Source organism: Rhodopseudomonas pentothenatexigens, from assembly GCF_900218015.1.
Classification (GTDB): domain Bacteria; phylum Pseudomonadota; class Alphaproteobacteria; order Rhizobiales; family Xanthobacteraceae; genus Rhodopseudomonas; species Rhodopseudomonas pentothenatexigens.
In genome coordinates this window covers 17,066-43,698 of record NZ_UFQQ01000035.1, presented here as the reverse complement: position 1 = coordinate 43,698, position 26,633 = coordinate 17,066, and the positions used below count along the sequence as shown (strand labels likewise).

Sequence of the window (26,633 nt, the reverse complement as noted above, 5' to 3'; positions counted from 1 at the left end):
GAGGCAATGCTGCGCGAGCTCGGCATGTGCACCGTTACACTCGGCCTTACCGCCCCCAGACCAACGGCAAGATCGAGCGCTTCTGGCGGACCCTGGACGACGACGTGATCGACGGAGCCACCTTCGACAACCTCGACCACTTCGCCAACGAGTTGTTCGAATACATGGTCTATTACAACAACTTCAGGCCCCACCAGGCCCTCGGCGGCAAAACCCCGAAGGACTTCGCCGCCGACAAAAAAACCGATCAACGAATTAGTGAACTCGCACAATTGCGAGCCGATGGCGAAGCAATCCAGAAGCTCCATACAAGGTCTCTGGATTAGTCGGCGGCAAAATCACGCCGCCTTCTTGGATTCGGCGAGGTCGGCGAGTTGCTTGAGGATGTCGGTCGTCCCCATCAGCCGCTCTTCCGGCGTCTTCCAGACCTGGAAGAACACCACCTTCATGTCGGGCCGCACTTTGGCGGCTTCGCCGTGGCGCTTGATGAAGAACACCAGCTTGTCCGGCTGCGCGAAGGCGTTGTCGCGGAAGCTGATGACGACGCCCTTCGGACCGGCATCGACCTTCTCGACATTGGCACGGCGGCAATACGCCTTGATCGCCGCGATCTTGAACAGATAGCGCACCTCGTCCGGCAGCGGACCGAAACGGTCGCGCAGCTCGGCGGCGAAGTTCTCGATCTCCTCGTCGGTGTCGAGATCGGCGAGCCGGCGATACAGCGACAGCCGCACCGCAAGATCGGCGACGAACTCCTCCGGGATCAGCACCGGCATGCCGATGGTGATCTGCGGCGACCAGCGATCGGCGACCGGCTCGTCGACGATGCCGGCCTTGAGGTTGGTGATCGCCTCCTCCAGCATCTGCTGATACAGCTCGAAGCCGACTTCCTTGATGTGGCCGGACTGCTCCTCGCCGAGCAGATTGCCGGCGCCGCGGATGTCGAGGTCGTGCGAGGCGAGCTGGAAGCCGGCGCCCAGCGTTTCCAGCGATTGCAGCACTTTCAGCCGTCGCTCGGCCTGCGCGGTGATGTTGTGCTGCGGCAGCGTGAACAGCGCGTAGGCGCGCAGCTTGGAGCGGCCGACGCGGCCGCGGAGCTGATACAATTGCGCCAGGCCGAACATGTCGGCGCGATGCACGATCAGTGTGTTGGCGTTGGGAATGTCGAGGCCGGATTCGACGATCGTGGTCGACAGCAGGATGTCGAACTTGCCGTCGTAGAATGCCGACATGATGTCCTCGATCACCGCCGGCGGCATCTGGCCGTGCGCGACCGCGACCTTCATCTCCGGCACGTGCTTGTCGAGGAAGTCCTTCACCTCGGCGAGATCGTCGATCCGCGGCACGACGTAGAACGCCTGACCGCCGCGATAGCGCTCGCGCAGCAGCGCCTCGCGGATCATCAACGGATCGTGCGGCGCGACGAAGGTCCGCACCGCGAGCCGGTCGACCGGCGGCGACGCGATGATCGACAGATCGCGCACCCCGGTCATCGCCAGTTGCAGCGTGCGCGGGATCGGGGTCGCGCTCAGCGTCAGCACGTGGACCTCGGAGCGGAGCTGCTTCAGCTTCTCCTTGTGGGTGACGCCGAAATGCTGCTCCTCGTCGACGATGACGAGGCCGAGGTCCTTGAACTTGATCGACTTGCCGAGCAGCGCGTGGGTGCCGACGACGATGTCGAGCGTGCCGTCGGCGATGCCCTTCTTGACCTGCGACAGCTCCTTGGCCGAGACCAGCCGCGACGCTTGGCCGACATTGACCGGGAAGCCGCGAAACCGCTCGGCAAAGGTCTTGGCGTGCTGCCGCGCCAGCAGCGTGGTCGGCACCACCACCGCCACCTGCTTGCCGTCGAGCGCGACCGCAAACGCCGCACGCAGCGCCACTTCGGTCTTGCCGAAGCCGACGTCGCCGCAGACCAGGCGGTCCATCGGCGTGCCCTTCTCCAGATCGCCGAGCGCAGCGTTGATCGCGGCGAGCTGATCCTCGGTCTCGTCATAGGGAAAGCGCGCGCAGAACTCGTCGTAGAGCTGCGGCTGAATCGGCAGCTTCGGCGCCTCGCGCAGATGGCGTTCGGCCGCGACCTTAATCAGTTCGCCGGCGATCTGCCGGATGCGGTTCTTCAGCTTGGCCTTGCGCGCCTGCCAGCCCGAGCCGCCGAGCTTGTCGAGCTCGACCGTGGTGCCGTCCGAGCCGTAGCGCGACAGCAGCTCGATGTTCTCGACCGGCAGGAACAGCTTGGTTTCGTTGGCGTAGTGCAGCTCGACGCAGTCGTGCGGCGCACCGCCGACCTCGAGCGTCTGCAGCCCGACGAAGCGGCCGATGCCGTGCTCGACATGCACCACGATGTCGCCGCTCGATAGGCTGGTGACTTCGGAGATGAAGTTGTCGAGCTTCTTGCTGGCCTTGCGCTGGCGCACCAGGCGATCGCCGAGCACGTCCTGCTCGGTGATCACCGCGAAGGCGGCGGTCTCGAACCCGGCCTCCAGCCCGACCACCGCCAGCATGGTCTCGTTGCGCGGCGTCGCCTGCACGGTGCGCCAGGAGTTGACGCTGGTGAGCGCGACCAGCTTGTGGTCCTTCAGCATGCTCGCCATGCGGTCGCGCGAGCCTTCGCTCCACAGCGCGATCACCACCTTCTTGCGCGCGGCCTGCAGCGCGTAGACGTGCGCCACCAAGGTCTCGAACACGTTGACGTTGGCGTCCGTCCGCTCCGGCGCGAAGTTGCGCCCGGCCCGTGCGCCGGCATCGATCACATCGCTGGTGTCCTCCGGCAGCGCGAACGGCGTCAGCCGCGCCAGCGGCACGCCTTCCAGCCGCGCGGTCCACTCGCTGTCGGTGAGATAGAGCTGGTCCGGCGGCAGCGGCTTGTAGATCGCGCCGGAGCCGGGCTGATCCATCGCCTCGCGGCGGGCATCGTAGTAGTCGGCGATCTGCTTGAAGCGCTCGCGCGCGGCGTCTTCGCTCTGCGGCTCGATCGCGACCGGCGTCGCTTTCAGGTAGTCGAACAGCGTCTCCATCCGCTCCTGGAACAGCGGCAGCCAGTGCTCCATGCCGGGATGGCGGCGGCCTTCGCTGACCGCGGCGTAGAGCTGGTCGTCCGGGCTCGGCGCGCCGAAGGTGGCGACATAGCCCATCCGGAACCGGCGGATGGTTTCGGTGACGAGCTGGAATTCCGACACCGGGACCAGATCCAGGCCGCGCATGGTGTGCAGCGTGCGCTGGGTCTCGGCGTCGAAGGTGCGGATCGATTCGAGCTGGTCGCCGAAGAAGTCGAACCGCACCGGCTGGTCGAGGCCGGCCGGAAACAGATCGAGGATGCCGCCGCGCACAGCGTATTCGCCGGCCTCGCGCACCGTCGAGGCGCGGCTGTAGCCGTTGTGTTCGAGCCAGGCGACGATCGAATCCATCGGCACGACGTTGCCGGGGGCGACCGACAGCGCCTGCGCGGCGACGATCTCGCGCACCGGCACCCGCTGCACGGCGGCGTTGACCGTGGTCAGCACGATCAGCGGCTTGTCGCTGCCGGTCAGCCGCGACAGCTTCGCCAGCGTGGTGACGCGCTGCGCCAGGATCCCGGCGTGCGGCGAGACGCGGTCGTAGGGCTGGCAGTCCCACGCCGGGAACTGCAGCACCTCGAGGTCGGGCGCGAAGAACTCCAGGCTGCGCGCAAGCTGCTGCATCCGCGGGCCGTCGCGGCAGATCACCGCCAGACTGACCGCCGGCGCCTTCGGCTTGGCCGCGACCGCGCGGGCCAGATCGGCGATGATCAGCCCCTCGGCGCCCTCGGCGACGTTGGCGAAGGTCAGCGCCTTGCCGGGGGCAAGCTGGTCCGCAGGCGACCTGCTTGGAGTCTTCATGCGGCGCCGTCCTGATGGCCGTAGGTCTTGATTCGCTCGAACAGCCCGCCCTTGAACTCGGCCGGCAGCGTGTCGCCGCCGGCGACGGCGGCGTAGAGATCGTGGTCGTTGACCTCGATCAGCCGCTCCAGCTCGTCGAGTTCGGCCTCCGAGAGCGTGCCGATCTCGGCGTCGGCGAACTGGCCGAGAATCAGATCCATCTCGCGCGTGCCGCGATGCCAGCAGCGGAACAGAAGCCGCTTGCGGCGGTCGTCGAGCCCGCCGCTCGACCGTGTCGTCCCCGTCATGTCGAAATCCACCTCAACGCCGAAAGCCCGGACGTGCCGGGCGCGGTTCATATAGCGGTCGCAAACGCCGCTGTCAGCCTGCACGGACGCATTGCAATCGGCCGCAAATGCGGCCAACGCTGCGGGCCAACCGCCATCCACCCGCCTTGGTTCGATGCGCCCTGCTCTGCTCAATCCGCTGTTCGCCCCCGTCACCAGCCTGACCGGGGTCGGACCGAAACAGGACAAGCTGTTCCGCTATCTGCTGGATCGCGACGACACCCCGCGGCTGGCCGATCTGCTGCTGCATCTGCCGACCAGCGTGATCGACCGCCGCGCCCGGCCGAAGATTCGCGACGCGGTGCCGGGGACGGTGGTGACGCTGGAGGTCACGGTCGACCGCCACCGCGCGCCGCCGCCGGGCCGTTCACGCGCGCCGTATCTGGTCTATGCCAGCGACGACACCGGCGACGTGGTGCTGACGTTTTTCCGCGCCAAGCCGGACTATGTGCAGAAGCTGCTGCCGGTCGGCGCCAAGCGCTACGTCTCCGGCACCGGCCAGCTCTACGACGGCACGCTGCAGATCGTGCATCCCGACCGCGTCGTCGACGAGGAAGGCTTCGCCAAGCTGCCGCAGATCGATCCGGTGTATCCGCTGACCGAGGGGCTGGCGATCGGCTCGCTGCGCCGCGCGGTGGCGCAGGCGCTGACTAAGCTGCCGGCGCTGCCGGAATGGATCAGCCCCGAGGTGCTGCGGCGCTGCCGGTTTCCGTCGTTCGCCGATGCTCTGAAGCATGTCCACATCCCGGATCAACCGACCGACATTCTGCCCGAGGGGCCTTATTGGTCGCGGCTGGCCTATGACGAACTGCTCGCCGGGCAGCTGGCGCTGGCATTGGTGCGGGCGCAGCTCCGTCGCCCCGCCGGCAGTCGCAACGCCGGCGACGATCGGCTGCGCCACAAGATCATCGACGCGCTGCCCTACGCGCTGACCAATTCGCAGCAGCAGGCCGCCGCGGCGATCGCCGAGGATCTGCTGCAGCCGGTGCGGATGCTGCGGCTGCTGCAGGGCGACGTCGGAAGCGGCAAGACCGTGGTGGCGCTGCTGGCCGCTGCGGCGGTGGCCGAGGCCGGCAAGCAGGCGGCGCTGATGGCACCGACCGAAATCCTCGCCCGCCAGCACATCAAAACCATCGCGCCGCTGGCCGAACGCGCCGGCATGCAGGTCGCGATCCTCACCGGCCGCGAGAAGGGCAAAGAGCGCCGCGAGATCCTGGAGCGGCTTGCCGCCGGCGAGATCGACTTTCTGGTCGGCACCCACGCGCTGATCCAGGACGACGTCATCTACAAATCGCTGGCGCTCGCGGTGGTCGACGAACAGCATCGCTTCGGCGTCCGCGAACGATTGGCACTGACCAGCAAGGGCGCCGATGTCGATGTGCTGGTGCTCAGCGCGACGCCGATCCCGCGCACGCTGGTGCTGACCTATTTCGGCGACATGGACGTCTCGGAACTGCGCGAGAAGCCCGCCGGCCGCCAGCCGATCGACACCCGCACGCTGTCCGATACCCGGCTGCCCGAAGTCATCGACGGCATCGGCCGCGCCATCGCCGCCGGCAAGCGGGTTTACTGGATCTGCCCGCTGGTCGAGGAATCCGAGAACGTCAAACTGACCGATGCCGAACAGCGTTTCGAGTCGTTGCGACAGCGCTTCGGCGACCACCAAGTCGGGCTGGTGCACGGACGGATGCGCGGCAGCGACAAGGACCATGTCATGGGCCAGTTCGCGCGCGGCGAGATCAGCGTGCTGGTCGCCACCACGGTGGTCGAGGTCGGCGTCGACGTGCCCGAAGCCAGCATCATGGTGATCGAGAACGCCGAACGCTTCGGCCTGGCGCAATTGCATCAGCTCCGCGGCCGGGTCGGTCGCGGCAGCGAAGCCTCGACCTGTCTGCTGCTGTTTCGCGAGCCGCTGGGCGAGCTCTCCGCGGCGCGGCTGCGGGTGATCCGCGACACCACCGACGGTTTCCGGATCGCCGAGGAAGACCTCAAGCTGCGCGGCGAAGGCGACGTGCTCGGCACAAGGCAGAGCGGCCTGCCCGGCTACCGCATCGCGCGCTCCGAAGTCCACGCCCAGCTCATCACCCAGGCGCGCGACGAGGCGCTGCGGATCCTCAAGGACAATCCGAAGCTCGACGGCACCTCCGGCGAAGCGCTGCGCTGCCTGCTGTATCTCTACGAGCGCGACGAAGCGATCCCGCTGCTGGGAGCTGGTTAGTTACCGAGCGTCATTCCGGGGCGCGAGCGCAGCTCGCGAACCCGGAATCCCGAAGTTAGTGGAACGTAGTCGCACGCAGAACATGTCGAGATTCCGGGTTCGTTCACTGCGTGAGCGCCACGGAATGACGAATGTGGAGATGAAGTCTAACTACTCGACCTTGTCGGGCGCCTTTTCCGGCGGCTTGACCCGTCGGCGCGAGAACGCCGATTCCGGCTCGCCGGGATCGCGGGCCTTCTTGGCGGCCAGCGCGGTCGCGGCCAGTGCGGCGATCTTCTTCTGCGGATCGGACCCCGGCTGCACCACGCCCGCCGACATGATCAGCGTCGCGGCTTCCTCGGCGCTCATGTCGACCGGGATCACCTTGTGCCGCGGCACGTAGAAGAAGAACCCGGTGGTCGGGTTGGGCGCGCACGGCAGGAACACCGAGATGTGCTCGTCCTGGCTCGGAATCTTGGTCGCCACTTCCTTGTTCGGCGGCAGCGAGATCAGCACAATCGACCACATCCCCGGCGACGGGAATTCGACCAGCCCGACCTTGCGCAGGCTGTTGCCGCTGCCGGAAAACAGCGTCTCGAACACCTGCTTCAGGCCGCGATAGATCGCGCGCACCACCGGCATCCGGCCGAGCAGCCGCTCGCCGAGGTCGACCAGGGTGCGGCCGATCAGATTGGCGGTCAGGAAGCCGAGCAACGTCAGCGCCACGAAGGCGATCACCAGGCCCGATCCAGGCAGCGCAAACGGCAGATAGGTTTCGGGGCGATAGTCCGGCGGAATCAGCGGCCGAACGAAGCCGTCGACCCAGTTCACGAACCACCAGGTCAGGTAGAAGGTGATCAGCACCGGCCCGGCTACGATCAGCCCGGTCAGGAAATAGTTCCGGACCCGCGCCATCACGCCGCGCGGCGGGTCCTGCGGGGTCTCACCGGGTGGGGGCGACAGCTTGTCGTTCATCAGGAGTCCAGGTCGGTGCTACCGGCGTCGCGGCCAGCGGCCCGACGCGACTTGCAATGTAACAGAGCTCCAATGGAGTGTGCGATCGAAACGACCCGGCCAGTGTCGATCGCGGCACGTCGGCGCCCTGCCTCGGAGCCAGATATAGGGGGTCGGCGGCCGGGCAACAACCGGCGGTGTGGACAGACAGCCGCGACGCGTCAAATTGCCTATTCGACGGTCACCGACTTCGCCAGATTGCGCGGCTGATCGACGTCGGTGCCCATCACCACGGCAGTATGGTAGGCCAGCAGTTGCACCGGAACGGCATAGACCATCGGCGTGAACGCCGCCGCCATGTCCGGCATCACGATCGTCACCAGCGATTCGACGGTGGCCTCCTCCGCGCCCTTGGCGTCGGTCATCAGGATGATCCGGCCGCCGCGGGCCGCCACCTCCTGCATGTTGGAGACGGTCTTCTCGAACACGCGGTCGTATGGCGCGATCACCACGACCGGCATCTTCTCGTCGATCAGCGCGATCGGTCCGTGCTTCAGTTCGCCGGCCGCATAGCCTTCGGCATGGATGTAGGAGATCTCCTTCAGCTTCAGCGCGCCTTCCAGCGCCAGCGGATAGGACGTGCCGCGGCCGAGATACAGCACGTCCTGGGCTTTGGCGATGTGGCGGGCCAGCCGCTCGATCTGCGGCTCGTGGGTCAGCGCCGCCGCCATCAGCCGCGGCAATTCGATCAGGCCGTGCACCAGCTTGGCCTCGTCGGCATCGCTCAAGGTACCGCGCGCCCGTCCGGCGGCGACCGCGAGTGCTGCGAGCGCCGTGAGCTGGCAGGTGAACGCCTTGGTGGAGGCGACGCCGATCTCGGGCCCGGCCAGGGTCGGCATCACCACCTCGCTTTCGCGGGCGATGGTCGAGGTCGGGACGTTGACCACGGACAAGGTGTGCAGTCCCTGCTCCTTGGCGTAACGCAGCGCTGCCAGCGTGTCGGCGGTCTCGCCGGACTGCGAGATGAAGATCGCCAGGTCGCCGCGATGCAGCGGTGCCTCGCGGTAGCGGAACTCGGAGGCGATATCGATTTCGACCGGCAGCCGCGCGAACCGCTCGAACCAGTATTTCGCGACATAGCCGGCGTAATTGGCGGTGCCGCAGGCCGAGATCGACAGATGCTGCACGTCCTTGAAGTCGAACGGCAGCTTCATCGGCAGCGCGATCCGCTCGCTCGCCATGTCGAGATAGCGCGCCAGCGTATGGCCGACGACCTCGGGCTGCTCGTGGATCTCCTTGGCCATGAAGTGGCGGTAGTTCGCCTTGTCGACCACGAACGACGACGCGCCCGACTTCATCACGTCGCGCTGAACCACATCGCCCTTGGCGTCGCGGACTTCCGCCCCGGAGCGGTGCAGAACCACCCAGTCACCGTCGTCCAGATAGCTGATGTCGTCGGTGAGCGGCGCCAGCGCGATCGCATCCGAGCCGAGATACATCTCGCCGTCGCCATAGCCGATCGCCAGCGGCGAGCCCTTGCGGGCGCCGATCATCAGGTCGTCGTGGCCCTTGAACAGGAACGCCAGCGCGAACGCGCCGCGCAGTTTCGGCAGCGCCGCCTTCACCGCCCCGGCCGGCGTGGCGCCTTTCTTCAGCTGCGAGTCGACCAGATGGGCCACCACCTCGGTATCGGTTTCGCTTGTGAATTTCGCACCGTGCGCTTCGAGCTCGTCACGCAGTTCGCGGAAGTTCTCGATGATGCCGTTGTGGACCACCGCGACGCTGCCGGCAGCATGCGGATGGGCGTTGGCCTCGTTCGGCTTGCCGTGCGTCGCCCACCGGGTGTGGCCGATACCGGCATGACCGGCGAGCGGCTGCTTCTTCAGCACCGCCTCCAGATTCTTCAATTTGCCTTCGGCGCGGCGGCGCACCAGCTCGGCGCCTTCCAGCGTCGCGACACCTGCCGAGTCATAGCCGCGGTATTCGAGCCGCTTCAACGAATCGACCAGTTGCTCGGCGACCGGTCCACGTCCCAAAATGCCGATGATGCCGCACATGCGGTTGGAATCCCCCTCGCGCCGCTCGATCACGGCGCCCATGCTGTCTTAGCGGCTTCTGCGAAGGCCTTGGTAGTCAACAATTATTGCGATTTGAGACAAGGTTAAGCCAACCTCGGCATCAGTGCGCCTTCGGCTTGCGGTCGCGCGATTTGGCGTCGCGGAAACGCTTGGCCCAGCCGTCGCGGGTGCGTTGCTCGTTGCGTTCGACCGCCAGCGCGTCGTCCGGCACGTCCTTGGTGATCACCGAGCCGGACCCGATATAGGCGCCGGCGCCGATCTTCACCGGCGCGACCAGCGACGAGTTCGAGCCCACGAAGGCCCCGGCGCCGATCTCGGTCTTGTGCTTGCCGAAGCCGTCGTAATTGCAGGTGATGGTCCCTGCCCCGATATTAGCGGACGGTCCGATATGGGCGTCGCCGATATAGGTGAGATGATTGACCTTGGCGCCGGCATCGATCTGCGCCGCTTTGGTCTCGACGAAATTGCCGATCTTGGCGCCGTCGCCGAGCGAGGTGCCCGGCCGCAACCGCGCATAGGGCCCGACCTGCGCCTTGCTGCCGATCTTGGCCTCGGCAAGGTGCGAGAACGAATGGATCACCGCGCCGTCGCCGATCGACACGCCGGGACCGATCACCACGAACGGCTCGATCACCACGTCCCTGCCGAACGTCGTATCCACCGCAAGATACACGGTCTCCGGCGCGATCAGCGTCACGCCCGCCGCCATCGCCGCCTGACGAAGGCGAGTCTGCATCACGGTCTCGGCCTCGGCGAGCTGCGCCTTGGTGTTGATGCCGCGGACCTCGTCCTCGCCGGTCTCGATCACGCTGGCGCTCAGGCCGAGGTCGCGAACGATTCCGACCGCGTCGGTCAGATAGTACTCGCCCTTGGCGTTGGCGTTGCCGATCTTGCCGAGCACGTCGAGCGCGACCTTGCCGTCGATCGCCATCACGCCGGCGTTGCACAGCGTGATCGCGCGCTCGGCCTCGCTGGCGTCGGCCTGCTCGCGGATCGCGACCAGATCGCCGTTCTCGACCACCAGCCGGCCATAGCCGGTCGGATCGGCCGCGCGGAAACCGAGCACCACCAGCGCGGCCCCGTTGCGGAGCGGCTCGCGCAGCCGGCCGAAGGTCTCGGCCGAGATCAGCGGCGTGTCGCCGAACGCGATCAGCACATCGTCGGCGCCGGCGGCGATCGCCTCGCGCGCCGCCAGGACCGCGTGCGCGGTGCCGAGCCGCTCGGCCTGCACGAAGGTCGCCGCGTCGGGACGAACCCGCTTCGCCTCGGCGCCGACCGCCTGATGATCCGGGCCGATCACCACCGCCAGCCGGTCTTGACCACCGTGCGGCGCCGCGCTCAGCACATGCGCGAGCAGCGAACGGCCGGCGACCGGGTTCAACACCTTCGGCAGCGAAGATCGCATCCGCGTGCCCTCGCCCGCGGCAAGCACGATCGTCAGGCTGGTTCTGGCAGTCATTCCAACATCCGTGATTTGCTGATGCGGCCGTCATAGAGCGTTTTGCGGCGAAGTGGAAATCGCTTTCCGGTCGCCGCAGCCGGCGCGGCCCACCTGAAAACGACAATTCCCTGATACTCTTGGCGAGGTGATTCGCGCCTAGCGCCTTGGGCTTTGAGACCTTCCGATGGCCAGAAAGACCGACGATCTGGCAGACAGCTTCGCGACCGAGGAGTCGGGCGGCTGGCTGACGCGTCTGCTGGCGGACGAGGACCCGCTCGACAGCCAGGAAAAATGGCGGCTGGGGTCGTGGGCGGCGGCATCACTCGGGGCGGTGGTGATCGCCATCATGGCAGTCCAGAACGTCACGGATCGCCGCCGCGATCAGACGGTTGCGGCCGACGTCGCCCAGCAGTCGCAGATGGTCCAGCGGCTCGCCAAGGACACCCAGACCGCGACCAGCCGGCTGACGGCGGCGATCGAGTCGCTCAACAGCGACCGCGACCGGTTGTTCGCGCGGGTCGGCAGTCTCGAACAGGGTCTGGATTCGGTCACCGGGTCGATCGCGCGGGTGCAGGCGGGCGCGACCAGACCTCACGCCGGCTCGGACAAGCCGGCCGACCGCGCCGCGGCTGCGCCGCTGCCGGAGATTCCGCCCAAGGAGCCGGCGCCGATCGCCCCGACGGTCGCCGCGGTCGAAGCGAAACCGAATGTCGCCTCGCCGCCGCCCCGGAAGCTCGGGGCGATCGAACCGCCTGCATCCGCGATCACGCCGGTCACGGTCGCGGTGCAGTCCGAGGCGGTGCCGCTGCCGCAGGCCAAGCCAGACGAGGCGCCTGCTGCGCCTGCCCATGGCTCTCCGCCCCCCACCGCCGAGGCCAAAAAGCCGACGGAAGACAAGGCGGTGGCCGAGAAATCTCAGGACAAACCTCGCCACGACAGGGTCCGGCTCGAGCCAGCCCCGGCGGAGAAGCCGACGGTTCAGAACGCCAGCGCGGCGATGATCTCGAGCACGCCGCTGATGCCGTCGCGTTCGATCCTGGCGCCCCCCGATCCGGGCGCAGCCAGACTGCAGGAGGCCAAAGCGGCGACGCAGGAGCCCGCCGAGGAACCGGAGGCTGTCGAGGAGACCCCGGCGCCGCGCACCGAATTCGGCGTCGATCTCGGCACCGCCAATACGGTCGAGGGCCTGCGCGGGCTGTGGCGCAAGCTGTCGAAAACCCAGAAGGCACTGAAGGGCCTACAGCCGATCATCATGATCAAAGAGAACGGCAACGCCACGCAGTTGCGCTTGGTGGCGGGCCCGATCGCGGATGCTGCGGCCGCCGCCAAAGTCTGTGCGGCGCTCGGCGCCGCCGACCGCGGCTGCGAAGCCTCGGTGTATGACGGCCAGCGACTGCCGATGATCGCGCCCGCGGCGGCGCCGCAGCAGGCGCCCCAGCGTCCGGTGCGGCGGACTCGCGAACGCGTCACTCTGCAGACGCCCGAACCGCCGCCGCCTCCGGCGCCGCCCCAAGAGCCGCCACCGCAGCGGCAGTCCACCCTGTCGTCGATCCTCGGGATCCGCTAAAAGCCCCGGCGGCCGTCGCCCGGTCGCATCAGCTTGTCCGACATCCCGAAGCGCAGCATAGTCACGCCATGAAGAAGAAACCGTTCCGCCTCACGCCGTACCAGGTGCAGTTCCTGCTGATCGTCGGGTTCTCGACCGTCGGCTATGCGCTGTATCTGCGCTACCTCGCCATCGAACTGTCGACCGTGGCCCTGGCGTGCGACGCCGGGCTGCGCTCGATGCTGTGCAAGTCCCGGATGCTGATGACCTATCTGTTTCAGAATTCGGTCTTCGGCATCGCCGCGCTGGTGATCGCCACGCTGCACTTCATCCGGCCGTCGATCGTGCTGCTGACCGGCGGACTGATCTGCGCCGGATTCGGCATCGTGCTCTACAACATCGCGCTGTCGGGGATCGCGATCGGCCTGCTCATTTTGGGGTTTGCGCGACCCGCGCCCGCCACAGCGTGAGCGCCAGCATCGCATAGACCGCGCAGGTCCACAGCGACTGCCAGTTCTTCGGCCCCTCGTTGAACACCGTGTACAGCGCACAGGCGACGAACAGCCCGGCGAACGAGGCCTCGGCGATCGGCCGCGGCCCCTGTTGCGGCCGGTTCAGCAGCATCAGCAGGAACAGCGGCATCACCGCCATGGTCAGCGACGCGAACGGGAAATCCCGGTAGCGCGGATCGAAGGTGAAGCCGAGCGCGGTCTGGGCGGCGATCAGCACGGTCACCGCGACCGACAGGCCGAGCGCCCAGGTCGTCAGCGAACGCGAACGATCTTCCTTTGGCCCGAACAGGTCGAGAAAGGTCGGGATCGACCGGCCGGACATCAGTGCGCGCGCGGCGAGGATCGGCGTCAAAATGCCGCTGGCGAGCAGCAGGCCCCATTGCGCCCAGCGCCCAGCGCCGTAGCTTTCGACCAACAGCTTGTCGACCGCCACGCCGAGAAGAATTCCCGCCACGGTGGCAGAGGTGCCAACCGCCAGCCACGACACCAGACGCGGCGACCACGGCCGCCGGCGCAGCGTCAGCATCGCGGTGACGAACACCGCCAGGCTGAGCGCCATGCCCGCCGCCATCGCCAGCTTCCACTGCGGGAAGTTGCTGATCGGCTCGCCGGCCGGGTACTTCAAGGCGCGGTTGTCGGCGTCGATCAGCCCCCAATAGCCGCCGACGGTGCCTTCGAGATTGCGCTTCCACGGCTGGTCGTAGGCTTCGATCAGGTTGACGCGGAAATGCTCGCGCTTGGCGAGGGTGAGGATCTCGGACACCACCCGCGCCTGATTGGTGAGCGACGGCAGCGCGCCCTCGCGCATCCGGCCGGCGCTCGGCCAGCCGGTCTCGCCGATCAGGATCTCCTTGCCCGGAAACGCCACCGCGACCTGCTTGCGGATCGCATCGACGTGGTTGGCGGCGTAGCGGGCGCGGACCGGCATGTCCTCCCAGTACGGCAGGATGTGAATGGTGACGAAATCCACCGCGTCGTAGATCTCGCGGTTGCGCAGCCAGTACTCCCAGACGTCGGCGTAAGTCACCGGCACCTTGGCCTGCGCTTTCACCAGGCGGATGGTGGCGGCGAGATCTGCTGCGGTCATCTCGCCGCGCAGCAACACCTCGTTGCCGACGACCAGACCGGTGATCACGTCCGGATAGGCCTTGGTGAGGCCGACCGCGGTGGCGATCTGCGCCAAGTTCTTCGAGCGGTCGTTGGACAGCCAGATGCCCTGCAGCACCTTCAGCCCGACCTTGGCGGCGAGCGGCGGCAGCTGGTCGAGGCCGTTATCGATCGAATAGGTCCGGACGCAATTCGAGATCTTGGCGAGCTGCGCCATGTCCTGGGCGATCTGCTCGGCATCGATATGCGTGGTCGGATCGAGCGGCGTCTGCGTGCCGCGAAACGGCGCGTAGGACACGCATTCCAATTTCGAGTCGGCCTCGAGCGGCGCGCGTTCGAGTGTGATCGGCGTGGCGATCCACCACCACACGCCGAAGATCACGGCCAACGAAATCGGGATCAACAGCAGCGGCGTGCGCAAGGATTTTAATTCCGTCCGTTGCAAAAGGGTCCCGTCGATTAGCCGCTCGCGATCGATCTGCCAAGGCCGCCTTACGCACCGCCCGCTCCCGGCACCGCTGCGACCGTCGATCGTCCGCCATCAATTGGTCGCCATGCACCGAATGACCAACTGCCATTGCTGGACAAAATCCAAAATGTCCGTCATGGGATTCTGCCGAGGGCCACGCCCTATCGGCGACGAATTCGAGCGGCATCAGGTGGATGGGACCGGTGCCGCGATGGCCCGGCAACGAGATCGGGGACACGATGCGACGAGTTTTCCTTGAGTTCCGGAACGCGATGCTGCGTTGCCTGGCCTTGACCGGCCTTGCCTTGTCGATCGGGATCGGCGGCGCGATCGCCCAGAGCGGCGATCTGCGCGCCCAGGACCAGACCGCCAAGCCTCCGGCGACCACTAACAACCAGGCGACTCAGTCCACCGCCGACGCCCTCAAGGAAAGCCAGCGCAAGACCGACGAATTCGCCGAGGCCGCGCAGGCGATCAATGGTCCCGCCGGCAATCCGGAATGCGTCTGGCTCGGCCGCCGCGTCGTGGTGCTGATGTGGCGCGACGACCTCGACACCGCGTTCCGCCACCTCGACATGTACGACCGTTTCGGCTGCCCGACCGGCCACATTCAGGCGGCGTTCAGGTGCGTCGTGCGATCCGGTCCCATCGATCCGAAATCTCCGGACAGCCTGAGCGGACGCGTACACGCATGCTGGATCAATCCGACCGCCCAGCAGCAGCCCGCGGCAGCCGCCGCGACGCCGCCGGGACCGGCCGCCAAGCCGGCGCAGGCGCCCGCTCAGCAACCGGCGACTCCGGCGCCCGCTCCCGCGAAATAGCGCCACCGCGCGGGAACGATCGGGAATTTATCGGGTTTGGTCGCCGGACGCCCTCAATTCGCCATGGGGTCGGCCGAGTTGCTTGGACACCGGACGCATCGCAACCGTGATGCGCCGACGCTGTGGACGGACCTCGGGGACGGGTTAGTCCACCTGCCAACCTGGCCCCTTATGGTTTAGTCGCGATGCGCGTCGTCGTCGCCGTTCTGTTTCTCGTCACTGCCGCACACGCCGGGCTCTGGGGCCTCCTTCGGGAGAAACAACAAGCCGCCGATTTCACCGGCATCCTGCCGAGCGTGTCCTACGCGCCGTTCGACGGCTCCGGTCATCCGGACGTCGACAATTTCCCGACCGCCGAGCGGATCCGCTCCGACCTCAAGAAGCTGGCGCCGCAAACCCGCGCCGTCCGTCTGTATTCGTCGACCGGCGGCCCGGAGATGGTGCCGCCGATCGCCAACGAGTTCGGCCTCAAGGTCAATGTCGGCGCCTGGATCGACAAGGACGTCACCCGCAACGAGCGCGAGATCCAGGCGGCGATCGACCTTGCCAAGCACAATGCCAATGTCAGCGGCATCGTGGTCGGCAACGAGACGGTGTACCGCGGCGACCAGATCCCGCTCGAAAACCTCGGGCTCAGCGACGAAGAGCGCTACCGGCTGGTGGCCGAAGAAAACCAGCGGATGCGCGACGCCGAAGCGCAGCCGGCCGACAAGCGCGACGAAGCGGTGCGGTGGGCGACCGCCGAGAACAACGTCCGGCGGCTGACCCGGCTGATCCAGCGCGTGAAGTCTCAGGTCAAAGCGCCGGTTACGTCTGGCGAAATCTGGAACATCTGGCTCGAGCATCCCGAGCTCGCCTCGTCGGTCGACTTCATCGCCGCGCACATCCTGCCCTACTGGGAAGGCTTTTCCGCCAAGCAGGCGGTCGACCAGGCGATGATCATCTATCAGAAGCTGCGCGACGCCTTCCCCGGCAAGCGCATCGTGATCGCCGAATTCGGCTGGCCGAGCGCCGGCTACAATCGCAAGGCCGCGGTGCCCGGCCAGTTCGAACAGGCGGTGACGCTGCGCAACTTCGTCAGCCGCGCCGACGCCGTCGGCATGGAGTACAACATCGTCGAAGCGATCGATCAGCCCTGGAAGTTCTTCGAGGGCGGCGTCGGTCCGTATTGGGGCTTCCTCGACGCCTCACGCCAGCCGAAATTCGCCTGGACCGGCCCGGTGGTCGATCCGAACTACTGGAAGCTGGCCGGCATCGCGCTGCTGGTCGGCATCCTGCTGTCGCTGCCGATTCTGCAGCTCGCCGCCCCGACGGCGATGCAGACGCTGCTGCTGTCGGCCGCCGCCCACGGCGCCGGCGCCTGGGCCGCGACGGTGTTCGCCTATTGGAACGGACACTACTTCCTGTTCGGCTCGGCTTTCGCGCTGACGCTGGGCATGATCCTGCTGGTGCCGCTGGTGGCGATCGCACTCGCCCGGGTCGAGGAGATCGCGGCCGTCGCGTTCGGCCGCAAGCCGCGCCGGCTGATCACCCGCGCCCTCACCGACGCGCAGGAAGCCAAGCGTGCGGCCGCGCTGGCCAGCGGCGAACCGATCAAGGCCCCGAAGGTGTCGATCCACGTCCCGGCCTATTTCGAACCGCCGGAGATGCTGAAGCAGACGCTCGATGCGCTGGCGCGGCTCGACTACCCGAACTTTGAAGTCGTGGTGATCATCAACAACACGCCCGACGCCGCCTTCACCGATCCGATCCGGGATCACTGCCGCGAACTCGGCGAACGCTTCAAGTTCATCAACGCCCAGAAGGTCAAAGGCTTCAAGGCCGGCGCACTGCGGATCGCGATGGAGCGAACCGCGGCGGACGCCGAGATCATCGGCATCATCGACGCCGACTATGTGGTGACGCCGGACTGGCTGAAGGACCTCGTCCCGGCGTTCGATGATCCGCGGGTCGGCCTGGTGCAGGCGCCGCAGGAGCATCGCGACGGCGACCGCTCGCTGATGCACTACATCATGAACGGCGAATATGCCGGGTTCTTCGACATCGGCATGGTGCAGCGCAACGAATACAACGGCATCATCGTGCACGGCACGATGTGCCTGATCCGGCGCGCCGCGATGGACATGGCCGGCGGCTGGTCGAGCGACACCATCTGCGAGGACTCCGATCTCGGCCTCGAGATCATGGAGCACGGCTGGCTCACGCACTACACCAACACCCGCTACGGCTTCGGCCTGCTGCCGGACACCTACGAGGCGTTCAAGAAGCAGCGCCATCGCTGGGCCTATGGCGGCTTCCAGATCATCAAGAAGCACTGGCGCCGCTTCATGCCCGGCAACAGCCGCCTCAGCCGCGACCAGCGCCGTGAATTCGGCGTAGGCTGGCTGAACTGGCTCGGCGCCGAGAGCCTCGGCGTGGTGGTGGCGATTCTCAACCTGATCTGGGTGCCGATCGTCGCCTTCGCCGACATCGCGATTCCCGACAAGATCCTGACCCTGCCGATCATCGCCTCCTTCATCGTGACGCTGGCGCACTTCCTGGTGCTGTACCGGCTGCGGGTCAAGGTCGGGGTGCCGCAGATGTTCGGCGCGATGATCGCGGCGATGTCGGTGCAATGGACGGTGTCCCGCGCCGTCGCCCAGGGCCTGATCACCGAGCATCTCGCCTTCGCCCGCACCTCCAAGGGCGGGCTGACGATGATGTCGGTCGAATTCCAAGCGTTCTGGGAAGCCGTGATCGGCGTGCTGCTGCTGATCGGCGCCGCGATTCTGGTGGTCTCCAACAGCAACATCCAGATCACCGAGATCTACATCTTCGCCGGCGTGCTGGTGCTGCAGAGCCTGCCGTTCCTGGCGGCGGTCGCGATCGCGATTCTGGAGAACTCGCGAATCAACCAGTTCGGCTGGTGGACCGCGACCGCGGTGCGGACCGCCGAATTGATCGGCCTGCGCCCCGTCGCACTGCCGACCGCGATCCCGGCGCAGCAGAAGGTCGCGTCGGAGCTGCACCGCGACGCGTAACCGCGCGGCGCGACGCCCCTCGCAAGCTGAATGGTTGCGCGAGGAAGACACGATAAATAGCTGTGGGCTTGAGCCAATTCGGCTTACACGGAGGCGACTGCGGCCACCGCGGGTATTGACCCCGCCGGCCCCGCCCCCTACACAGCGCCTCACGTGAGCGCGTAGCTCAGCCGGTAGAGCACGTGACTTTTAATCATGGGGTCGAGGGTTCGAGTCCCTCCGCGCTCACCAACCCCCGAGACATTCAACTCCGGCACCCAGCACGCCCACCCGGCGCCATCGCAGGCGTCCGCCGCTTCTCGCGACACCGCTCCACGGACCGCCGATTCCCACTGGCCGCCCCCGAGAGCAAGCGTGATCCTGATACCGCTCTGCGACCAACGGATCACGCGGCGCTCACGAAAATTTGTTCCTGCTCAATGTCCGGACCAGGCGGGCCGGTCAATATGCGCGCCATCGAGGGCCGCACCGCGGCTCGGCGATGGCAGAAAACCCATTATGAGGTCTCAAAATGGCTGACAAGACGCTGACCGGCCTGACGGTCGAGGAGTCGGAAGAGCTCCACAAGCACGTGATCGACGGCACCCGCATCTTCGGTGCGATCGCGATCGTCGCGCACTTCCTCGCCTACGTTTACTCGCCCTGGCTGCACTAATTAGCTGCCCTAAGGAGTATCAAATATGAATCAAGCTCGTATCTGGACCGTTGTGAAGCCGACCGTCGGCCTTCCGCTCCTGCTCGGCAGCGTCACCGTGATCGCGATCCTGGTGCACTTCGCTCTCCTGAGCAACACCACCTGGTTCCCGAAGTACTGGAACGGCAAGACCGCCGCGATCGAGTCGTCGGTCAACGTCGGTTAATCGATACTGCTCGTCTGAGCCGTATTGCAGAACCGGGCTCCGCAAGGAGCCCGGTTTTTGCGTTTCAGGCTGGCGTCTCGGATTCGCGTGTCAGGGCGGCACCCCGGCGCCGCCCTTGGCTTCCCCACCGCGCGAGCCGTCACGCCCGCTGCTTCGGCGCCGCCAGCGCGGTGGCGGTGCGCTTCATCGTCTTCGCCACCAGCAGGGCCTGCTCCTTGGTCAGGGCGAAATCCTGCACGCCCTTCTGCGTGGTCAGCGAAAGAATCATCACGTCGGGCTGATTCTCCGGCCATCCGGTCGCGAAGGCGGTGACGAAATCGGCCGAGGTCGAGCGCTGGGTCATCGAACGAAACTCCTTGCAAAAGCTGGCGGCTCATTGGCCGAAACCGGCCGCCCTGGCAAGCATCCGCAAGGCTGATGACCCGGACGACGCCGCAGCCCCGTCACCGCGCCGGCACGAAGGCCGTCACCTCGAGCTCCACGTTGGCGCGGGGATCGACCAGGCCGCCGATATAGAGCAGCGTCGACGGCGGAAAATGCCGCCCGAGGGTGTCCTTCCACGCCGCCGCGATGCCGGCGCCGGCGGCTTCGTAATCGGCTCGGCTGGTGAGATACCAGGTCAGCCGGACGATGTGCTCAGGACCCGCCCCGGCCTCCGCCAGCAGCCGCGTCACGCGCCGCAACGCGGCGCCGACTTGCGCCGCCAGATCGTCCGATTCGTATTCGCCCTGATCGTTGGTGCCGGTCTGGCCGGCCAGCACCAGCCACTGCCCCGGACCGTTGAACGCCACGCCGTGCGAAAAGCCCCGCGGCTTGGCCCATCCCTCAGGTTGCAACACCCGCATCGATTATCCTCCCCTGCATCGTCGGCTTGACCGCCGCTCTGAAGCTCTGTGTCGACGCGCCGCCCTCCGCGAACCGGCGTTCGCTTCGCCGGGGACGGCGTCGAGCGCGATTGCGCGCACATCAGCCGGCGGAAATCAACCGCGACGACCGCAAGCCGATCTCCGCCGGGCGACGGTTGCCAAGCCTGCCGTTGTCGAAGATAGAGCGCTTCAAGGAAACGCCGACGCCATCAACGAGCCGAACCGCCGCGATGACCCGCTCTCCCTCGATCCTGAAGGCCGCGCTGTGGATGGCGGGGTGGCTGGCGCTGATGGTGATCGTCGCCGTCGCCGGCCGCGAGACGCTGCGCGAACTGAGCGTGTTTCAGGTGATGGAACTGCGCTCGCTGATCGGCTTCGCGATGCTGTACCCGCTGATCCACAAGGCCGGCGGGCTGACCGCGATGGCGACGTCGCGGCCGCTGGCGCATCTCGGCCGCAACCTGGTGCACTACGCCGCGCAGCTCGGCTGGTTCTACGCGCTGACGCTGATCTCGATCGCCCAGGTGGTGTCGATAGAGTTCACCATGCCGATCTGGATCGCGATCCTGGCCGCGACCTTCCTCGGCGAACACATGAACGTCTGGAAGATCACCGCGATCGTGCTCGGGCTGATCGGCGTCGTGGTGATCGTCCGCCCGGCCACCTCCTCGGTCGATCCCGGTCAGTTGATCGCCCTCGGCGCCGCGGTCGGCTTCGGCATCTCGGTCACGCTGATGAAGTCGCTGACCCGCACCGAGAGCACGCTCGCGATCATCTTCTGGATGCTGATCATCCAGAGCGCCGCCGGTCTCGGACCGGCGCTGTGGACGTGGCAGTGGCCGTCGGCCTACGTCTGGGTCTGGATCGTGATCCTGGCGTTCTGCGGCACCTTCTCGCACTACTGCATGGCGCGGGCGCTGTCCCATGCCGACGCCACCATCGTGGTGCCGATGGACTTCCTGCGGGTGCCGCTGTCCGCCACCGCCGGCTGGCTTATCTATGGCGAGCGGCTCGACGCCTACACGGTGATCGGCGCCGCGCTGATCCTCACCGGCAATCTGCTCAATCTGCGCGGCGCGCCGAGGCCGGCGCGCGAGCCGATCCGGCGCTCGCGCTAATCCAGCCCGGCGGCCTTGCGCAGCGCGGCGTTGATCCGATCCTGCCAACCCGGGCCGCCCTCCTGGAAATGTTCCAGCACCGCCTGATCGATCCGCAGCGACACCATCTCCTTCACGCCGGGCAAGGCCTGACGCTTCGGCGGCGCTTCCACCGGCTTGGCGGTGACCTTCTTGAAGGCAGCTTCCGCCTCGGTGCGGGCGTCGTTCAGCGTGCGGGGACGGCGGGGTGGCTGCGACATGGCGGTTTTCTCGGCAGGTTGGGCGGAGTTGAGGCGTTGACGCGACTGATGACGGGCGGCAAGGCTGCGCGACAGCTCAACGAAAGCCATAGCTTCGCGATGCACAAGACTCAGTGATGACAGACTTCGTGACTGGTTGATCACGCCGCCTTTCGGGTCGCAATAGTAATTGAATCGCTAACGACAGCGTTCACAATCGAAACGTCGGCAGGGCTGCTCGCGCGAGGCGTGCAGTGCAGAATCGAATTTCTCAAAACGAACGCATTTGTGTTGCGACATCGTCAGAGTTCCTGGTGTATAGTTCGTGCAACTGAGGTGGTGATCACTTCGGTCGAACACGTGCCTGAGCGCTGAGTTCATTTGGATCAGTCGCCTGAATCAGCTCATCTGAATCAGTTCGTCTGAATCAGCGCGTCTACGTCAGCAACCAGGTTCAACGCTTTGGAAGATGAGGAGGTCACGATGCCGGCGATTGCTGAAGTCCTGTCGACCAACGTTCCTCGTCCCGCGCCGCGCGGCAGCGATCTGCCCACCTGCCCGGTCTGCGCCGACTCGATGGTCGCAGCCGAAGCTTCGGCGTATCTCACCGAAAGCGTCGTGAGCTACCTGTGGACCTGCGACACCTGCGGCTATGGCTTCGTCACCAAGCATTCGGTGAAACGCTTCTCCTGCAACTAACCCGATCGGTCCATCAGCCGCCGGCAAGGTCCGCGGTGGAAGGTCGATCGTCGCGCCCGCGGCGGATCAGCGCGGCGGCAGATCGCCGCGCTCCCACGCCTCGCGGGTACGCAGCCTGAATTCCTCGAACCGGCCGGCGGCGATCGCGGCACGGATGTCGCGCATCAACCGTTGATAATAAGCGGTGTTGATCTCCGACAGCAGCATCGCGCCGAGCGTCTCGCTCGACTTCACCAGATGGTGCAGATAGGCCCGCGAGTAGTTGCGGGTCGACGGCCAGTCGCTCTCTTCGTCGAGAGGTCGCGGGTCGTCGGCATGCTTGGCGTTGCGCAGGTTGATCGGGCCGTATTGCGTGAACGCCAGGCCGTGGCGACCGTTGCGGGTCGGCATCACGCAGTCGAACATATCGATCCCGCGCGCCACCGCTTCCAGTATGTCCTCGGGCGTGCCGACGCCCATCAGATAGCGCGGCCGGTCCGCGGGCAGGATCGGCGCCGCCTCCTCGATCATCGCCAGCATCACCTCCTGCGGTTCGCCGACCGCGAGGCCGCCGATCGCATAGCCGTGGAAGCCGATGTCGATCAGCCCGCGCGCCGAGTCGTGGCGCAGCTCCGGCACGTCGCCGCCCTGAACGATGCCGAACAGCATGTAGCCGTCCGGCGCGGTTTCGAAGGCGCGCTTGCAGCGCTCGGCCCAGCGCAGCGACAATTGCATCGCCCGTTCGATATCGGCGTGATCGGCCGGCAGCCGGACGCATTCGTCGAGCTGCATGGCGATGTCCGAGCCGAGCAGCCGCTGCACTTCGATCGCGCGCTCCGGCGACAATTCGAGCGCGGCGCCGTCGATATGCGAGCGGAACGTCACCGCCTGCTCGTTGACCTTGCGCAGCTGTGCCAGCGACATCACCTGGAAGCCGCCGGAGTCGGTCAGCATCGGCCCGTTCCAGGTGGTGAAACGCTGCAGCCCGCCGAGCGCGGCGATCCGTTCGGCGCCCGGCCGCAGCATCAGGTGATAGGTGTTGCCGAGCACGATATCGGCGCCGGCGTCGCGCACCTCGCGCCAGTGCAGACCCTTCATCGCGCCCGCGGTACCGACCGGCATGAAGGCCGGCGTGCGCACCACGCCGTGCGGCGTGGTGAGCCGACCGGTGCGCGCGGCGCCGTCGGTCCCGAGCAGTTCGAAGTGATTGGGCACGGTCATGGGGTGATGTCGTTCCGGAACAGCAGGCTGGCGTCGCCGTAAGAGTAGAACCGATAGCCCGTTCGAATGGCGTGGGCGTAGGCCGCCTGCATGGTGTCGAGACCGCAGAATGCCGACACCAGCATGAACAGCGTCGACCGCGGCAGGTGGAAATTGGTCATCAGCACGTCGACGGCACGGAAGCGATAGCCCGGCGTGATGAAGATCGAGGTCTCGTCGGCGAACGGCGCGATGCGGCCGTCATCGCGCGCCGCACTTTCCAACAAGCGGAGCGAGGTGGTCCCCACCGCAACGATCCGGCCTCCCGCCGCACGCGCCGCGTTCAGCGCATCCGCGGTGCCGGAGCTGATCGTGCCCCATTCGGCGTGCATGCGATGCTCGCTGGTGTCCTCGGCCTTCACGGGCAGGAACGTGCCTGCCCCGACATGCAGCGTGATCCGGTGCAGCCCGACGCCCCGCGCGGCCAGCGCGGCTTCGAGTTCGGCGGTGAAATGCAGCCCCGCGGTCGGCGCCGCGACCGCGCCCTCATTGGCGGCGAACATGGTCTGATAATCGGCGACGTCCTGCGCGTCGGGCGGGCGCTTGGACGCGATATAGGGCGGCAGAGGGGTGGCGCCGATCTCCGCGATCGCCTGGTCGAGCACCGGGCCATGGAACGAGAACGCCAGCGTCACCTCGCCGGCTTCGCCCTTGGCTTCGACGGTCGCGTCGAGATGACCGAGCAGACAGACCCGGCCGTCATGACCGAAGCGAACGACATCGCCCGGCAGCAGCTTCTTGGCGGGTTTGACCAGCGCCTGCCAGCGCGCGCCGTCGAGCCGCTTGATCAGCGTCGCTTCGATCTTCGGCTCAGGGCCGCGGCCGATGCGGCGACCGGTGAGCTGCGCCGCGATCACCCTTGTATCATTGACCACGAGTTGATCGCCGGGCGCCAGCAGCGACGGCAGATCGCGCACGATCCGATCCTCGAGCGGCGCGCCGGGGCGCACCACCAGCATCCGCGCGGCATCGCGCGGGCTCACCGGCCGCAGCGCGATGTTCTCGGCAGGCAGATCGAAATCGAACAGATCGGTGCGCATACGGTACCCGTCATCGCCGGACTTGATCCGGCGATCCATCCTCTTCGAAAGATGGATGCCCGGGCCTCCGCCGCGCCGAAGAGGGCTACGGCCCCGCAGGCGGGTCAAGCCCGGGCATGACACCTTCATTGTAGTGATGTCAGCCTTAGTTGGCTGACGCGAGCGACGCTTAGGCAGCGTCGGCCGCGATGCTCGCCTTGACGATCTTGTCCGGATCCTTGACCGGCTCGCCGCGCTTGATCTTGTCGACGTTCTCCATGCCTTCGGTCACCTTGCCCCAGACGGTGTACTGCTTGTCCAGGAAGCGGGCGTCGTCGAAGCAGATGAAGAACTGGCTGTCGCCGGAGTCCGGATTGGCGGCGCGGGCCATCGACGCGGTGCCGCGGACGTGCGGCTCGGCGTTGAATTCGGCCTTCAGCTTGGTGCCGGAGCCGCCCATGCCGGTGCCCTGCGGGCAGCCGGTCTGCGCCATGAAGCCCTCGATCACGCGGTGGAACACGATGCCGTCGTAGAAGCCCTCGCGCACCAGCTCCTTGATCCGGGCGACGTGGTTCGGCGCCAGATCCGGGCGCATCTCGATCTTCACGGTGCCCTGGGTGGTTTCCAGGATCAGGATGTTGTCGTTGTCAGCCATGCTCTCTTCTCTGTTGGTTTGGGACTTTGTCTGCGATCGTCGAATCGCAGCGTGAACGGACGTCCGGCGACGGCACCCCCCATCGAGGGCGTGAACGGCAGCGGCGTGCACCGCTGCAGCGCCTCCATCACCGCGACGCGATAGGCCAGGCTGTCGTCCCGGCCGGCCTCCGGGCTTTCAAAGGTGATCCGCGGCTTGCCGAGGATCTCGCCGTTGCGCTTGAAGCTGACCAGCACGGTGATCTGCATTCCCGGATCACCGGCCGGCAGACGCGGCGGACGCCAGCATTGTTTCAGCGCCGAAAACAATCCGTTGAGATTGTCGATCGGCGCGTCCTGCGCCGACGCGGGGCAAACGCTGAGACCGATCGCCCCGGCGATCAAGGCTACCGCGACTGCACTTTGTCGACGCGGCAGCATTGTGATCGCCTATTTCACGTCGGAGGCGACCTGGACCTTCACCATCTTGTCCGGATCGGTCACGGCGCCGCCGGGCGAGGTCGGCGAAGCCTTCTTCAGCTTGTCGACCACATCCATGCCGGACACCACATTGCCGATCACGGTGTACTGGCCGTTCAGGCTCGGGCCGTCGGCGAACATGATGAAGAACTGCGAATTGGCGCTGTCGACGCTGTCGCCGCGCCGGGCCATGCCGACCACCCCGCGGGTAAACGGCACGTTGGAGAATTCCTGCTTCAGGTTCGGATATTTCGAACCGCCGGTGCCGTTGAAGTTCTGGCCGTCGCCGGTCTGCGCCATGAAGCCACCCATCACGCGGTGGAACGGCACGTTGTTGTAGAAGCCTTCGCGGGCAAGCTGCTTCAGCCGCTCGGCGTGCTTGGGCGCGATGTCGGCGCGCAGCGCGATGACGATGCGGCCCTTGGTGGTGTCGATGACGAGCGCGTTCTGCTTGTCGAGATTGGCGGGCAGCGGCTGCGCCAGCGCCGGCAGCGCGAACAGCAGCGCCGCGAAGATGCCGATCAGACGGATCATGAAAACTCCGGGTCGGTTAGGCCGGCGAGCCGGCGGCAAACTTGGATGTCAGAGCGGACGCCACCTCGGCCGGAACGAAGGCCGAAACATCGCCGCCCATCTTGGCGATCTGCCGCACCAGTGTGGCGGTGATCGGGCGCACCCCGACCGAGGCCGGCAAGAACACCGTATGGATTGCCGGCGCCATGGTCTCGTTCATGCCGGCGAGCTGCATTTCGTAGTCGAGGTCGGTGCCGTCGCGCAGGCCGCGGATCATCAGCGTGGCGCCGATCTGCTGCGCCGCAGTGACCGTCAGATTGTCGAAGGTGATGGCAGCGTACTCGCAACCGGCCGCCTTGGCGATCGGGCCGAACACCCGCTCGGCCATCGCGAGGCGCTCCTCGGTGGTGAACAGCGGCGTCTTGCCGGGGTGGATGCCGATCGCCAGCACGAGCTTGTCGCACAGCGCCACGGCGTGGCGGACGACGTCGAGATGGCCGTTGGTGACGGGATCGAAGGAGCCCGGATAAAGCGCGATGCGTGACATCCGGCCCCTCTAGCGCGGCGCGCCTGCAGGAGCAAGCGGCCCCGGTTCCTTCAAAACTGCAGCCGAGGGGCGGATTTATTTCGCGCTGCGAACCGAACCGGATCGCGCCTTCG

At 66.7% G+C, this 26,633-nt stretch carries 24 protein-coding genes, 1 tRNA gene and 2 pseudogenes; 12 read left to right on the top strand and 15 right to left on the bottom strand.

Features of this window, described 5'->3' with window-relative positions:
• Window positions 1-102: pseudogene (locus tag DWA33_RS25790) on the top strand (integrase core domain-containing protein); the annotation flags it as partial.
• A pseudogene (locus tag DWA33_RS22500) lies at window positions 90-326 on the top strand (integrase core domain-containing protein); the annotation flags it as partial. The pseudogenes DWA33_RS25790 and DWA33_RS22500, both read left to right, overlap by 13 nt.
• 12 nt (window positions 327-338) lie before the next feature.
• Here the strand turns inward: DWA33_RS22500 and mfd are convergent.
• Both mfd and DWA33_RS22490 read right to left on the bottom strand, forming a co-directional pair.
• The gene (gene mfd, locus DWA33_RS22495; RefSeq protein WP_114360729.1) at window positions 339-3,857 is read right to left on the bottom strand and encodes a transcription-repair coupling factor; all 3,519 of its coding nucleotides are present in this window, start codon (window positions 3,855-3,857) and stop codon (window positions 339-341) included.
• Entirely contained in the window at window positions 3,854-4,144 is a 291-nt protein-coding gene (locus DWA33_RS22490) for an FAD assembly factor SdhE (protein ID WP_110784290.1), read from the bottom strand. Before DWA33_RS22490 ends, mfd begins: the two co-directional genes overlap by 4 nt.
• Before the next feature lie 154 nt (window positions 4,145-4,298).
• On the opposite strand from DWA33_RS22490, the gene recG reads away from it, so the two are divergent.
• Window positions 4,299-6,401 (top strand): ATP-dependent DNA helicase RecG, encoded by a 2,103-nt coding sequence (recG, locus tag DWA33_RS22485; RefSeq protein ID WP_114360728.1) that lies wholly within the window; start codon window positions 4,299-4,301, stop codon window positions 6,399-6,401.
• 150 nt (window positions 6,402-6,551) lie between these two features.
• On the opposite strand, the gene DWA33_RS22480 is transcribed toward recG, so the two are convergent.
• The 3 genes from DWA33_RS22480 to glmU form a co-directional block, all read right to left on the bottom strand.
• On the bottom strand, window positions 6,552-7,355 hold the full coding sequence (locus DWA33_RS22480) for a DUF502 domain-containing protein (protein WP_114360727.1): 804 nt from the start codon (window positions 7,353-7,355) through the stop codon (window positions 6,552-6,554).
• A gap of 209 nt (window positions 7,356-7,564) precedes the next feature.
• On the bottom strand, window positions 7,565-9,391 hold the full coding sequence (gene glmS / locus DWA33_RS22475) for a glutamine--fructose-6-phosphate transaminase (isomerizing) (protein WP_114360736.1): 1,827 nt from the start codon (window positions 9,389-9,391) through the stop codon (window positions 7,565-7,567).
• Window positions 9,392-9,512: 121 nt separating this feature from the next.
• A complete protein-coding gene (gene glmU, locus DWA33_RS22470; protein WP_114360726.1) occupies window positions 9,513-10,871 on the bottom strand; it encodes a bifunctional UDP-N-acetylglucosamine diphosphorylase/glucosamine-1-phosphate N-acetyltransferase GlmU in 1,359 nt (452 codons plus the stop codon).
• A gap of 166 nt (window positions 10,872-11,037) precedes the next feature.
• Between glmU and DWA33_RS22465 the strand changes: the two genes are divergently transcribed.
• Together DWA33_RS22465 and DWA33_RS22460 are read left to right on the top strand one after the other, a co-directional pair.
• Complete coding sequence (locus DWA33_RS22465) at window positions 11,038-12,420, top strand: SPOR domain-containing protein (protein WP_114360725.1); 1,383 nt, start codon at window positions 11,038-11,040, stop codon at window positions 12,418-12,420.
• 68 nt (window positions 12,421-12,488) lie between these two features.
• Window positions 12,489-12,869, top strand: coding sequence for a hypothetical protein (locus DWA33_RS22460; protein WP_114360724.1), 381 nt, complete (start codon window positions 12,489-12,491; stop codon window positions 12,867-12,869).
• On the opposite strand, the gene DWA33_RS22455 is transcribed toward DWA33_RS22460, so the two are convergent.
• On the bottom strand, window positions 12,829-14,439 hold the full coding sequence (locus tag DWA33_RS22455; protein ID WP_114360723.1) for a glycoside hydrolase family 17 protein: 1,611 nt from the start codon (window positions 14,437-14,439) through the stop codon (window positions 12,829-12,831). The genes DWA33_RS22460 and DWA33_RS22455 overlap by 41 nt on opposite strands.
• A 287-nt stretch (window positions 14,440-14,726) precedes the next feature.
• Between DWA33_RS22455 and DWA33_RS22450 the strand changes: the two genes are divergently transcribed.
• From DWA33_RS22450 to DWA33_RS22430, 5 genes are all read left to right on the top strand, one after another.
• On the top strand, window positions 14,727-15,308 hold the full coding sequence (locus DWA33_RS22450) for a beta-1-3, beta-1-6-glucan biosynthesis protein (protein ID WP_114360735.1): 582 nt from the start codon (window positions 14,727-14,729) through the stop codon (window positions 15,306-15,308).
• A 185-nt stretch (window positions 15,309-15,493) separates the two neighbouring features.
• Entirely contained in the window at window positions 15,494-18,328 is a 2,835-nt protein-coding gene (locus tag DWA33_RS22445) for a glycosyltransferase (protein WP_114360722.1), read from the top strand.
• 155 nt (window positions 18,329-18,483) lie between these two features.
• A tRNA-Lys gene (locus tag DWA33_RS22440) sits at window positions 18,484-18,559 on the top strand.
• 280 nt (window positions 18,560-18,839) lie between these two features.
• Complete coding sequence (gene pufB / locus DWA33_RS22435; RefSeq protein WP_011158204.1) at window positions 18,840-18,983, top strand: light-harvesting antenna LH1, beta subunit; 144 nt, start codon at window positions 18,840-18,842, stop codon at window positions 18,981-18,983.
• Window positions 18,984-19,008: 25 nt separating this feature from the next.
• Entirely contained in the window at window positions 19,009-19,188 is a 180-nt protein-coding gene (locus DWA33_RS22430) for a light-harvesting protein (RefSeq protein WP_114360721.1), read from the top strand.
• Window positions 19,189-19,327: 139 nt separating this feature from the next.
• Here the strand turns inward: DWA33_RS22430 and DWA33_RS22425 are convergent, their stop codons facing one another.
• A complete protein-coding gene (locus DWA33_RS22425) occupies window positions 19,328-19,531 on the bottom strand; it encodes a hypothetical protein (protein WP_114360720.1) in 204 nt (67 codons plus the stop codon).
• A gap of 100 nt (window positions 19,532-19,631) precedes the next feature.
• Complete coding sequence (locus tag DWA33_RS22420; protein WP_114360719.1) at window positions 19,632-20,033, bottom strand: RidA family protein; 402 nt, start codon at window positions 20,031-20,033, stop codon at window positions 19,632-19,634.
• Between the two features lie 251 nt (window positions 20,034-20,284).
• On the opposite strand from DWA33_RS22420, the gene DWA33_RS22415 reads away from it, so the two are divergent.
• Window positions 20,285-21,172, top strand: coding sequence for a DMT family transporter (locus DWA33_RS22415; protein ID WP_114360734.1), 888 nt, complete (start codon window positions 20,285-20,287; stop codon window positions 21,170-21,172).
• Here DWA33_RS22415 and DWA33_RS22410 read toward each other — a convergent pair.
• Window positions 21,169-21,411, bottom strand: a complete 243-nt coding sequence (locus DWA33_RS22410; protein WP_114360733.1) for a BrnA antitoxin family protein — start codon at window positions 21,409-21,411, stop codon at window positions 21,169-21,171. The genes DWA33_RS22415 and DWA33_RS22410 overlap by 4 nt on opposite strands.
• 462 nt (window positions 21,412-21,873) lie before the next feature.
• Here DWA33_RS22410 and DWA33_RS22405 point away from each other — a divergent pair, with 462 nt between their 5' ends.
• Window positions 21,874-22,089, top strand: a complete 216-nt coding sequence (locus DWA33_RS22405; RefSeq protein WP_013502561.1) for a hypothetical protein — start codon at window positions 21,874-21,876, stop codon at window positions 22,087-22,089.
• A 66-nt stretch (window positions 22,090-22,155) separates the two neighbouring features.
• Here DWA33_RS22405 and tgt read toward each other — a convergent pair whose 3' ends face one another.
• The 6 genes from tgt to coaD all read right to left on the bottom strand — a co-directional run bounded on the left by tgt (window position 22,156) and on the right by coaD (window position 26,520).
• Window positions 22,156-23,289 carry a tRNA guanosine(34) transglycosylase Tgt gene (tgt, locus tag DWA33_RS22400; RefSeq protein WP_114360718.1) on the bottom strand — a complete coding sequence of 378 codons (1,134 nt, stop codon included), beginning with the start codon at window positions 23,287-23,289 and terminating at the stop codon, window positions 22,156-22,158.
• Window positions 23,286-24,368, bottom strand: a complete 1,083-nt coding sequence (queA, locus tag DWA33_RS22395; RefSeq protein ID WP_114360732.1) for a tRNA preQ1(34) S-adenosylmethionine ribosyltransferase-isomerase QueA — start codon at window positions 24,366-24,368, stop codon at window positions 23,286-23,288. Before queA ends, tgt begins: the two co-directional genes overlap by 4 nt.
• Window positions 24,369-24,537: 169 nt before the next feature.
• Window positions 24,538-25,002 (bottom strand): peptidylprolyl isomerase, encoded by a 465-nt coding sequence (locus tag DWA33_RS22390; RefSeq protein WP_114360731.1) that lies wholly within the window; start codon window positions 25,000-25,002, stop codon window positions 24,538-24,540.
• Window positions 24,978-25,421 (bottom strand): energy transducer TonB, encoded by a 444-nt coding sequence (locus DWA33_RS22385; protein ID WP_114360717.1) that lies wholly within the window; start codon window positions 25,419-25,421, stop codon window positions 24,978-24,980. Before DWA33_RS22385 ends, DWA33_RS22390 begins: the two co-directional genes overlap by 25 nt.
• A 9-nt stretch (window positions 25,422-25,430) precedes the next feature.
• Window positions 25,431-25,994, bottom strand: coding sequence for a peptidylprolyl isomerase (locus tag DWA33_RS22380; protein ID WP_011158152.1), 564 nt, complete (start codon window positions 25,992-25,994; stop codon window positions 25,431-25,433).
• Window positions 25,995-26,010: 16 nt separating this feature from the next.
• Window positions 26,011-26,520, bottom strand: coding sequence for a pantetheine-phosphate adenylyltransferase (gene coaD, locus DWA33_RS22375; protein WP_114360716.1), 510 nt, complete (start codon window positions 26,518-26,520; stop codon window positions 26,011-26,013).
• Window positions 26,521-26,633 lie beyond the last annotated feature (113 nt).